General features: G+C 59.3%; 7 protein-coding genes and 1 tRNA gene. 3 read left to right on the top strand and 5 right to left on the bottom strand.

What is annotated here, in order from left to right:
* Positions 1 to 439: 439 nt before the first annotated feature.
* Entirely contained in the window at positions 440 to 3,040 is a 2,601-nt protein-coding gene (gene glgP, locus ACVWYZ_RS13830; protein ID WP_457467380.1) for an alpha-glucan family phosphorylase, read from the top strand.
* 161 nt (positions 3,041 to 3,201) lie between these two features.
* Entirely contained in the window at positions 3,202 to 4,287 is a 1,086-nt protein-coding gene (locus ACVWYZ_RS13825) for a tetratricopeptide repeat protein (protein WP_457467379.1), read from the top strand.
* Here the strand turns inward: ACVWYZ_RS13825 and ACVWYZ_RS13820 are convergent.
* On the bottom strand, positions 4,284 to 5,093 hold the full coding sequence (locus tag ACVWYZ_RS13820; RefSeq protein WP_457467381.1) for a response regulator transcription factor: 810 nt from the start codon (positions 5,091 to 5,093) through the stop codon (positions 4,284 to 4,286). The genes ACVWYZ_RS13825 and ACVWYZ_RS13820 overlap by 4 nt on opposite strands.
* Before the next feature lie 253 nt (positions 5,094 to 5,346).
* Between ACVWYZ_RS13820 and fni the strand changes: the two genes are divergently transcribed.
* The gene (gene fni, locus ACVWYZ_RS13815; RefSeq protein ID WP_457467378.1) at positions 5,347 to 6,405 is read left to right on the top strand and encodes a type 2 isopentenyl-diphosphate Delta-isomerase; all 1,059 of its coding nucleotides are present in this window, start codon (positions 5,347 to 5,349) and stop codon (positions 6,403 to 6,405) included.
* 259 nt (positions 6,406 to 6,664) lie between these two features.
* Here the strand turns inward: fni and ACVWYZ_RS13810 are convergent, their stop codons facing one another.
* The 4 genes from ACVWYZ_RS13810 to ACVWYZ_RS13795 form a co-directional block, all read right to left on the bottom strand.
* Positions 6,665 to 8,263, bottom strand: coding sequence for a DUF6930 domain-containing protein (locus tag ACVWYZ_RS13810; RefSeq protein ID WP_457467377.1), 1,599 nt, complete (start codon positions 8,261 to 8,263; stop codon positions 6,665 to 6,667).
* Between the two features lie 189 nt (positions 8,264 to 8,452).
* A tRNA-Thr gene (locus ACVWYZ_RS13805) sits at positions 8,453 to 8,525 on the bottom strand.
* A gap of 83 nt (positions 8,526 to 8,608) precedes the next feature.
* Positions 8,609 to 9,421 (bottom strand): TPM domain-containing protein, encoded by an 813-nt coding sequence (locus ACVWYZ_RS13800; RefSeq protein WP_457395259.1) that lies wholly within the window; start codon positions 9,419 to 9,421, stop codon positions 8,609 to 8,611.
* A 143-nt stretch (positions 9,422 to 9,564) separates the two neighbouring features.
* Positions 9,565 to 10,668, bottom strand: coding sequence for an FAD-binding oxidoreductase (locus ACVWYZ_RS13795; RefSeq protein ID WP_457467376.1), 1,104 nt, complete (start codon positions 10,666 to 10,668; stop codon positions 9,565 to 9,567).
* Positions 10,669 to 10,832 lie beyond the last annotated feature (164 nt).

Here is a 10,832-nt window from a genome sequence, read left to right as displayed (position 1 = left end):
TATGACCTAGATAAGTGGCGTGGGGCAGGAATGCCTAACCGTGAGGTTAGGAAGCCCGCGCTGTACCCGTAGGGTCAGCGTCGGGAGGATGTCACCCATCGGCTATTTGCTCACCTCTGCCCTGCTCAGTTCTCCTCCGGAATACACCTCGCAGGACTGTTCTCATTGTGGCTACCGGGTGAAGAAGACGCTGTCCACTCTCCCCAAAGAACTCCGTCCCGCTGACGCGAACGAAAGAGGGAACGCCTGGGGAGGTGAGCACCGCTGCCGTGGAGGCGAGACCTGATATGGTAAGTGCTGTCGCAGAACCAGGAACCAGAATCCCCTGCCTAAAGGCAGGGGAGTATGTCAAAAATCAGCACTCAAGCTAAAAAGCCACGCCCTCCGGCTGAGGCCAAGGTAGCCTGACAGTGGAACCAACCCTTTTCCCGGATTCTCTATGAAGCCGCTACGGACGTTCAAGGTCACTCCCTACCTGCCTACTCCGCTGGAAAGTCTGCGCTTGCTGGCTTACAACCTGCATTTTAGTTGGAACGTAGAAACCCGCAGCCTATTCCGGCGCATGGATCCGGATCTGTGGGATGCCTGCAGCCACAACCCGGTGGCTTTTCTAGGTCGGATTCGGCAGGAACGGCTGGATGAGTTGGCGGAGGATCCCGGCTTTTTGGCCCAGTTGGAACGGGCCAGCCAACAACTGCAGAGCTACCTGCAGGAGGACACTTGGTATCGCAAGTATCGTTCGGCCCAAGCGGTGGAAGGGGAGTGCTACGCCTATTTTTCGGCAGAGTTTGGTTTGGCGGATTGTCTACCCCTCTACTCAGGCGGCTTGGGGGTTTTGGCCGGGGATCACCTCAAGGCGGCCAGCGATCTGGGCTTGCCCTTGGTGGGCGTGGGCTTGCTCTACCAAAAGGGCTATTTTCGCCAGTACCTCAACCCCGACGGTTGGCAGCAGGAACGCTACCCAATTAACGATTTCTTTAACATGCCCCTGGAGCTGCAAAAGGATGCGGAGGGTCAAGAAATTCGGATTGAGGTGGATTATCCCAACCGCAAGGTGTTCGCCCGCATTTGGAAGGTGACGGTGGGGAGGGTGCCCCTCTATCTTCTGGACACCAACATCGAGCCCAACAGCCAGTACGACCAAGACATCACCGATGAGCTGTACGGTGGCGACCAAGATCTGCGCATCCACCAGGAGATCATGCTGGGGATCGGCGGCGTGCGGGCTTTGCGCGCCCTTGGCATCCATCCCACCGTCTACCACATGAACGAAGGGCACTCGGCCTTTTTGGCAGTAGAGCGGATTCGCCTGTTGATGGTGGAGCAGGGGCTGAGCTTTGAAGAGGCCTGGCAGGTGGCCAAGTCCAGCCAGATGTTTACCACCCACACGCCGGTACCTGCCGGGATCGACCTATTCCCGCCCGACAAAATCGATTACTACCTCGGCTTCTACTACAGCCAGATGGGCCTGAGCCGGGAGCGCTTTTTGGCTTTGGGACGGGAAAATACTGGCGACTTCCAATCTCCCTTCAGCATGGCAGTGCTGGCCATCAACATGGCCTCTTTTGTCAACGGTGTGAGCAAGCTGCATGGGGCGGTTTCCCGCAAGATGTTCAGCCGGCTGTGGCCTGGGATCCCGCTGGAAGAAGTGCCGATTACTTCCATCACCAACGGGGTACATGTCCGCACCTGGGTGGGGGAAGAGAACCAAGCCCTCTACGACCGCTACCTGGGGCCGGATTGGGCAGAGGCTCCCCCTTCGGATCCCCTCTGGCAGAAGGTGGATCGGATCCCGGATGGGGAACTGTGGCGGGCCCACGAGCGCAGCCGCTCCCGCCTGATTAACTTTACCCGCGAGCGCTTGATGGAACAGCTCCAGAAACGGGCTGCCTCAGCGGCTGAGATCCAACGGGCCTCTGAGGCCCTCAACCCCGAGGTGCTCACCATTGGGTTTGCCCGCCGCTTTGCCACCTACAAGCGGGCCACCCTTTTGTTCCACAACCTGGAACGGCTCAAGGCTTTGCTCAACCATCCTCAGTACCCGATGCAGTTTATCTTTGCCGGCAAGGCCCACCCCCGCGACATACCCGGCAAAGAGCTGATCCGCCAGATCGTGCAGGTGTCGCGGCAGCCGGAGTTTCGCCAGCGCTTGGTTTTCATTGAGGACTACGACATGTATGTCACCAGCTTGATGGTGGCCGGGGTGGATGTGTGGCTGAACAACCCCTTGCGCCCCCGGGAGGCCAGCGGCACCAGTGGCATGAAGGCGGCAGCCAACGGTGGACAGAACCTCAGTATTTTGGACGGCTGGTGGGACGAGGCTGACTATTACCAGACCGGCTGGCCCATTGGCCGCGGTGAGGAGTATGAGGATCGCGCCTATCAAGATGAGGTGGAGTCGAATGCCCTCTACGACTTGCTGGAACAGGAGGTTGCCCCTCTCTTTTATCAGCGCGGCAGCGATGGCCTACCCCACCAGTGGATCCAGCGCATGAAGCAGGCGATTCGCCTCAATTGCCCCCAGTTCAGCACGCAGCGCATGGTGCTGGAGTACGTCCAGCGAGCCTACATTCCCCTGAGCAACTACTTCGACCGCATGCGCCGTGACCACTTTGAGTCGGCCCGCCAGTTCGTTCGTTGGCAGAGCCACTTGCAGGAGCACTGGTACAACATCCAAGTTCTCAACGTCCAAATTGAAACCCCGAAGAAAGCTCCCGCTGCTGGCCTTGCCTTGGCACAAGATGACCAGGTGGTGATGGCCAGGGATCCCCTTACCGTGACGGTGGAAGTGCGGCTGGGATCCCTGCGACCTCAGGATGTGATCGTGCAAGCTTACCAGGGGCCGGTCAATGATGAGGGCCAGATTCAGAAGGGACAGGCGACCCCCCTGCGCTATGTGGAGACGGTGGAGGATCGGGCCATCTTCTCCGGCCAGATTTGCTATGAGGCCAGCGGCTTGCAAGGGTTGGCCATCCGCCTGCTCCCCTTCCACCCCGACATGCACGATCCCTACGAGCTGCGATTGATACTCTGGGCCTAATGAGGAGCTGGGATCCGAAGCACTCTCGCCTCTCTTGATCCAGTCTGAGCTACGAGGGCTGTTTGGGCTTGAGCTCATCGGCGTTTTTTGCTGCCCAATCAGGCAGAATCAGAGAGAAGTTGAAAAAGCGGGATGCGTTCGCGACAGCGGTGCGGAGCAGTATGTTCAGAGCCCACGACTCTGCCGGTTTGCGTATCTTGATTGCGGTTGCCCTGTTGCTGGGGAGCATGGCGAGTTGGCGGCAGGATCGCCTTTTGGCGGTGATGGGCCTGGCTGGTGCAGCGGCCATTTCTGCCTTCACCCGTCCTGCCATCTTGGCCTACAACCGTGGTCGAGAACGGTGGCTGAGCCGGGATGTGCCGGGGGCTATTGAACAGCTCAGCTTGGCTCTGCAACGGGATCCCTGCCTGACCAACGCCTACATTTTGCGGGGAGAAGCTTACTTTACCCTCGGCCAAGTGTCGCAAGCCCTGGAGGATTTCGGCCAGGCGATCCGGTTGGCCCCGCGCCGGCCAGAACCCTATTTTTACCGCGGGCTGATTCGTCAATCTCAGGGGGATCTCCAAGGAGCAACGGCAGAATTTGCTGAGCTGGTGCGCCTACACCCCAGTGCTCCCCACCACCTCAACCTGGCCAACCTGCTCATGCAACAGGGATCCCTGCCTTTGGCCCTAGCCCATCTGGATGAAGCCATTCGCCTGGATCCCACCTCAGCACTTGCCTATTCCCAGCGAGCCCGTTTGCACAGCTACCTGGGCGAATGGGAGGCGGCTTTGGCCGATTGGTCGCAGGCTATTGACTGGGATCCCAGCTCGGCCCATTACTACCAGCGGGGTGTGGCTTATGCCTGTGGTGATCACTTTGACGAGGCCATTGCCGACCTCAGCCGCAGCCTAGAAATAGAACCCCAACAGCCCAACGTCCTCTACAGCAGGGGCAACCTTCTCTATGCGCTGGGGGAGATCAAAGCGGCTTTAGATGACTACGAGCGGGCCTTTCGCCTGGAAGCGGACATGAACCGCATCGACCTCTCCGACGAGTATGGGTTGTACGGACGAGGGCTGGCCTACTGGAATATGGGGGATAAAGCGACAGCTTTTAAGGACTCCGTCCCGCTTACGCGATCGGATTTGCAGGCAGCTTTGCAGGTCAGCCGCCAACATCACAACCTGGCTCTGGAGCAGCGGGTGCGCCGGTCTCTGCTGCAACTGAGCGATCCCGACTGGGATCCTGCGCAATCTGCCTAGCGGGATTTGATTGATTGATTTGCAGGTGCCTCCCCTGACGCTGCAACTCCACGACGCTGCCGCTGAGGCCCAGATCCTGAATCGCCTGCAGCGGCTGACAGAGTTTTCTGTTCCTGAAGCAGCGGGGGGCTGAGGCCAAAGCAGTAGCCGACATTGCGCACTGTGTGGATCAAGCTGGGCTGGCGCGGATCCCGTTCCAGCTTTTTGCGCAACGAGAGGATGTGGGTATCGACGGTGCGAGGGTTATCGGTGGAATCCGGCCACGCTCGCTCCAGCAGCTCTAGACGAGAGACGGGATCCCCGTCCGCCTGCACCAGCACCATCAGCAGGCTAAACTCCTGGGGCGTGAGGTCGATCCCTTCCCCGGCCAGGGCAATGCGCCGTTGCACCAGGTCAATTTTGAGATCCCCATACTGCAGAAAGGTGGGAGGAATATGCCGCTGTCGTCGCCGAGCCAAGGCTAGAAGGTGGGCATCCAGCAGTTGCATACTAAAGGGCTTGGTGAGGTAATCGTCCGCTCCTGCTTCTAGGCCGGCGATGATGTCCGCTTCGGATCCCCGGTGGGAGAGTAGCAAAATCAGCAGATCGTACTGGCGATGGGCCCACCGGCACAATTGCAGCCCGCCGCGGTTGGACAGCTCCGCATCCAAAATCAGCAGGTGAATGGGCTGGTGTTGCAGCAGGGTCTTTGCCTGGCGAAGGGTCTCTGCTGCCCAAACTTGGTGTCCGGCCTGTTGCAAATGCCAACACAGCAAGCTGCGCAGATGAGGGTTGCCTTCTGCCAGCAAGATGTGCAAGGGTTGCATGGCTGTCCGGTTGGGTCCCGCCCACATCATAGTGCTCCGCACCGCTGACGCGACAGTGCTATGCCTCCGGCACCCTACCGGGAACCGCACCGCTGTCGTTGTAGATAGCGAGTCACCTTGGACTCCGTCCCGCTAGCGCGAACGGGCAATGCTGTTCGCCTAAGGACTCCGTCCCGCTAACGCGATTGGCAGCGCACGGCGTTGTAGACTGACAATCTCTACCAAGACCAAAGGGCTCTGCACTGCTGACGCGATGGCCAATTCTCTCCCCCCCATTTCCGAGCGCAAACAGGATCACCTGGACATTGTTCTGCAGCAGGATGTGGCTGCCAAAGGGATCCGCACCGGCTTTGAGCGGTTTTTCTTTGAGCACGTGGCGTTGCCGGAGCTGCTGTTGTCGGAGATCGACCTGAGCTGCGAGTTCTTGGGAAAACGCCTACAGGCCCCTCTGCTCATCAGCAGCATGACGGGGGGAACAGAGGCTGCCCACGAGCTGAACCGACACCTGGCCGCCGCCGCCCAACAGTTGGGCATTGCCATGGGGGTGGGATCCCAGCGGGCAGCCTTGGAACATCCAGAGCTGGCCCGGACTTACCAGGTGCGCCAAGTGGCCCCGAATATTTTGCTGCTGGCCAACCTGGGTGCCGTTCAGCTCAACTACGGTTATGGGGTGGAGCAGGCGCGACGGGCGGTGGAGATGATCGAGGCGGATGCATTGATTCTGCACCTCAATCCTCTCCAGGAGGCGGTTCAGCCCCAAGGGGATCCCGACTGGCGTGGATTGTATGGCCGCATCGAACAGTTGGTGGCGCAGTTGCCGGTGCCGGTGGTGGTGAAGGAAGTGGGCAATGGCCTCAGTGCTAAGGTAGCCCAGCGGCTGGCCGAATGCGGTGTGGCGGCCCTAGATGTGGCGGGAGCGGGCGGCACCAGTTGGAGCGAGGTGGAGGCCCATCGCCAACCAGATGCTCTCAAGAAACGCATCGCCCACAGCTTTAGGGATTGGGGGATCCCAACGGCTTTGTCCCTGCTGGAAATTCGTCGCCTACTGCCGGACTTACCCCTGGTGGCCAGCGGTGGCATCCGCAATGGCATCGACGCGGCCAAAGCCATCCGTCTGGGAGCCGATGTGATAGGTATGGCCGCCCCCGCTTTACACGCCGCCTCCCAAGGACAGATGCAGGCAGTGGTGGACACCTTTCGCGCCGTGATCGAGGAGCTACGTATTGCTGCCTTTTGCACTGGATCGGCCAACTTGGCCCGGCTGCGACAAGCTACTCTGCGGCGGCAGGATACTTGGGATCCCTTGCCCTAAACTCCAAGCACTTGCCACAAACTGAGGGTCAATACCAGAGCCCCCAGATGATAGGGCCACTGTATGCTTTGTCGAGATGCTTTGTCGAGCTATTTTGCCGGTCAGCACCCAGGAGAGAACCAGAGCCAAGATAGCGTGGATCCCTGGAGAAACCGGATCACCGCTGGGTGAGTCTGCCAGAGGATGGGAAGAGAGGATCCCGGCTGGGAGAAAGTTGCCCAGGTTACCGGTAGCACCTGGCCTGCCTCCGTCCGGACGGTCAAGGCAAAGGCAATTCTCGGCTAATTCGCACCATCGGCCCCAGTCCCAGTCCCGTTGGGTTCAAAGCCTGCATCTCAAACAGGGCCAGAATGTGGCGCACTTGCAGCTCTGGACGGGCAGAATTCACTCCCATTGCCACCACCAAGCCGCAATAGCCACCCGTATCGCGGCAACGCCGCTCCCAGCGCTTGCGAGCCATGGAGTGGACGGGATCATCTTCGGGAAACTCCCCAAACAGGTGCAGGTCACGATTGCCCGTTTGCACAATTTCCAGGTCGTAGCGATCGCCATCGAAGGGATCCACCCCTGTGTTGAAACAAACGCCTTGCGGCCCACCTTCCCCACGCAAATTCTCGATGAGCTGCTTTGCTTTTGATCGAGAGGTGCGCACAATCACCACCGGCAGCCCTTCTCCATTTTTCACCAGCTTGCTTTGGGGGAGGGGATGCCATTGCCCCGTGCGCCGCAGCATTTCCACCGTTGTCCACGGCAAGACCCCCAGACCTATCTGCGCCCCTTCCGGCACCAAATCATCCCGCAGCAGGGTTTGGGCAGGTTCTTCCTCCTCCCCTTCCAGCTCCAGCAGCTCTTCAGCCACGTCCGGCAGAGTGCGCACCTGCACCGAAAGGGTTGCTCCCTTCTCTTGGGGGTTGGGAATGCGGTACCGACCTTGATAGGAGCGAAAGTCATCTTCCAGCTTGCGGTGGTACTGCTTGAAGAAGCGATGCAAGGCTTCCAGGGCCACCGATAAGACCGCTGCCTCGTCCTCCTGCAAAGTCACGCGCAAGCCTTCCAGGGGGTGAATGGTGCCAAAGTTCGGCTCAACTTCCTCAGGATCCAAATCTGCCAAGTCCAGATCCGGCAGTTCGTTAAGTTCAGGATTGCGAGCTTGGAATGTGAGATAGAGACAATCTTGTCTGAGGAAGGCTTCCTCCATCTCTTCGGGAGTATCCGGCTGGCCCGCATCCTGGCGAAACTGTTTGAGGGAGGGCAGCGAGCGATAGAAAAGTACCCCATACTCCATGCCCAACCGCCCCATCACCGAGACATAAAGGGTTTGGATATCCCAGTGATTTAGGTCGATCGCCAGGATTTGGTGATCCTCTAGGTAATCCCAGGGAGCATCTCGCCAGAGGGTAAGGGCTTTGCCGGCCAGCAACTCAACATAGTGTTCCGGCAGAGGGGGAGGGATCCGTTCGTTGGCCTCTTCAAAGCTCTGCAGGATCTCATCGATTAGAGGCAATTCCGGCTGGCATTCCACCTTAATGTCCAGCTGGTGCAGAATGCCGCGCAAGAAAAATTGCACCTCTCGATCCCGCACGATGATCTTCTGGGGGCGAGCAGGTGAGGCAGCATGGGGCCGCTCCATGGCCACAATCAAGGTTCGCACCATCGGCTCAAAGCCAGAATCGGCGGGCACCACTTCCATGGCCCGTACCACGCCCTGAACGCCATCTACCCAAAGAATGCACTCCCCTTCCGTTTGGGATCCCACGGGTGGCGATCCTGAGAGCTTGTGACGATCCCCTTCCCACACGGAGGGCACCTGGGGCAGCTTTTGCAATCGACGAACCGTAGCGGCTGGGAGACCGGACATAGACATCCAAGGAGAATCAGGAGAACAACCCAATCGGCTGAGTAGGTATGCCAAACTGAGCAGGGATCGGCCTTGGCCTCCTGTCAACAAGACCCAGGGATCCCGCTAATGCCAATCTAACCACCAGTGTAGAAGCTGAGTTCGGCTTCAGCGAGAGGAGACAGCAGAGCCAAGTTCCATGGCACCAGAAGCTGATGGTCAGATTCGAACTGACGACCGCTCGATTACAAGTCGAGTGCTCTACCAACTGAGCTACACCAGCAATTTCTGCTCACCGATTCTAGCATTTGTCCCCTGCGAACTGGGGCTCGCAGGGAAGGACGCCCAGCCGACTTCACGAGTCAGCTACTGCTGATCCACTGCCGGGCGAGCAATGGGAGCTAGGTAGATCACCAAAGCCCCTGCCAGAAACCCCAAGACGTTGCGCAAGACCGGGATCCAATCCTGAGTACGTGTGACCACCGGGCCGATACCGAAAGCCCCGAACAAAATGAACCACAGGGGAGAAATGAGCAAGGCCCAACGCCAGTTAAACAGCTCCTCCGCATGGCGGGGCTTGCCGGCAAACCCAAGGACAATCCCCCCCAAAATCGAGGTCACCAGCGTCAGGATCCACTGCTCTTGAGGCAGGCCGGGCACCACACGGCAGCCCCCCTGATGAAAGCAGCGATCCAAGACATCAACGGTCTCTAAGATGGCGCGGTGGGTGCCGTGCTCCCGCACATAGAATTGGTTGCCAAAGCGAGATTGCAGCTCAATCCAAAAGGTACGTGGCAAGATCTCGCGCACAGCATCCCCCACATTAAACGCCAGTAAGTTGCCCCCCCTGGGATCCGCCACCATCAGAACGCTGCGCTCATTCAAGCCCCAGTATTCCTTCACCTGACGACCCGGTGTTTGGTCGAACTGAGTCAGCACCCGCAGCTTCCAGCCGGTGTCTTGCTCTAACTTGTTCAGATGCTGGGCCAGTTGAGCTTCCTGATTGCTGGTCAACTGATCCGCTAAGTCCAAGACCGGCACAGGCGGCTGGGGCAACTCCATCGGCACCACCGGCAGGGCAGGTTGCGCCCAGGTCAGGGATCCCCCACCCACCGCAATCAACAGCCCAAGGCAAAAGCCCACCCCAACGCGGAGTATCCGCTGCCACTCGATGCTCATGCTGATCCCTCTCCTAGCTTTGACGCTGAGATACTGAGAAATGATGTTAAGAAATGTTTCAATTTCTTATAGATCTATCATGCACCGGAACAAGACGTTTGGCCAGAGGGATCCCGGGGAAGGAGCGGTGACAGGGGCAGTGCCTATATCAAGCTGGGGCTGAAGGTGCCGGCAGGGTCAAATTGCTGCTTCAGCTTGCGCATTAGGCTGGCAACCGGGCCAAAGTCATGGGCAAGAGCCCTCTTCAGAGCCGGCGGCGCCTCCAGAAGCAGGAGAAATCCGCCTGCGGACTTGAGGTAGCGTTGCAGTTGCATCAGGGATCCCACTTCTGGCTGAACCAGCCAAGCCCGCCCTAGCCCACAGCCTCGGTGCAGTTGCACCTGAGCCCCAGGGAATAGGGTTTGAAACTGCTCCAATGTTGCCAGGCTCTGATTGGGCAGGCACCCGAACTTGGCCAGCACCGCCCCTGAGCCGGGTTGAGGCAGGGGCAGAGAGTCGGGATTCACTTCCTGCAAAGTCAGCCCTGCAGGGGCCAGCCGCCGCGTTTGGGCCATCTGTTGGGCGATTGCTCGCTCCGATCCATGAAAGCTGAGCCAAACTTGGGATCCCTCTGCCCTTAGCCAGAGATCCACCCCCACAGGGTTAACCGGGCCGGTCAGCACCTGCCGACACAAAACCTCCAGCTCCGGCAAAGATCCTATGGCCAGCAAAGTAGACTGAGCTGCCGGCAACGGGTAAAGCCGTAGGCTCACCTGGGTCAAAATTCCCAAGCTGCCCAGGGATCCAGTGAACAGCTTCATCAGGTCATAGCCGGCAACATTCTTAACAACCCGCCCGCCCGCTTTGGCCACTTCCCCATCCGCCCGCACCCAGGTCATGCCCAGTAGCAAGTCGCGGATCCCACCGTAACGCCAGCGCAGAGAACCTGTATCGGCAGTGGCAATAATGCCCCCCAGGGTAGCCCGCTCCGGATAGAGGGGATCCACCGGCCACCATTGCCCCCGCTCGGCCAAGATGTGTTGCAGTTCCGCCAAAGTCATGCCAGCTTCCACCGTGACGGTGAGATCAGCAGCCGCATGGTCGATGAGCCGGCGTAAGCCGCGCGTGCTGAGAACCAGATCCACCGGCTCCACAGAGTGGGCCCAGCCCCACTTGCTCCCCTGCCCCAGCGGCAGCACTTTCCGCCCTTGGCACTCCTTTAAGATTCCGGCCAATTCCGAGACCGTTGATGGAGTCTGGATCGGCAAGGGATCCCCTGGATCAGATAGCAAGGTCGCCAGTGAATGGGGAGAAGACATTGGGGAAAGCGAAGCAGAGAGTGACATCCTCCCGACGCTGACCCTACGGGTACAGCGCGGGCTTCCTAACCTCACGGTTAGGCATTCCTGCCCCACGCCACTTATCTAGGTCA

Source organism: Thermostichus sp. MS-CIW-37, assembly GCF_054060065.1.
Note: the sequence above shows the minus strand (reverse complement) of the source record. Positions and strands in the feature narration are given on the sequence as shown.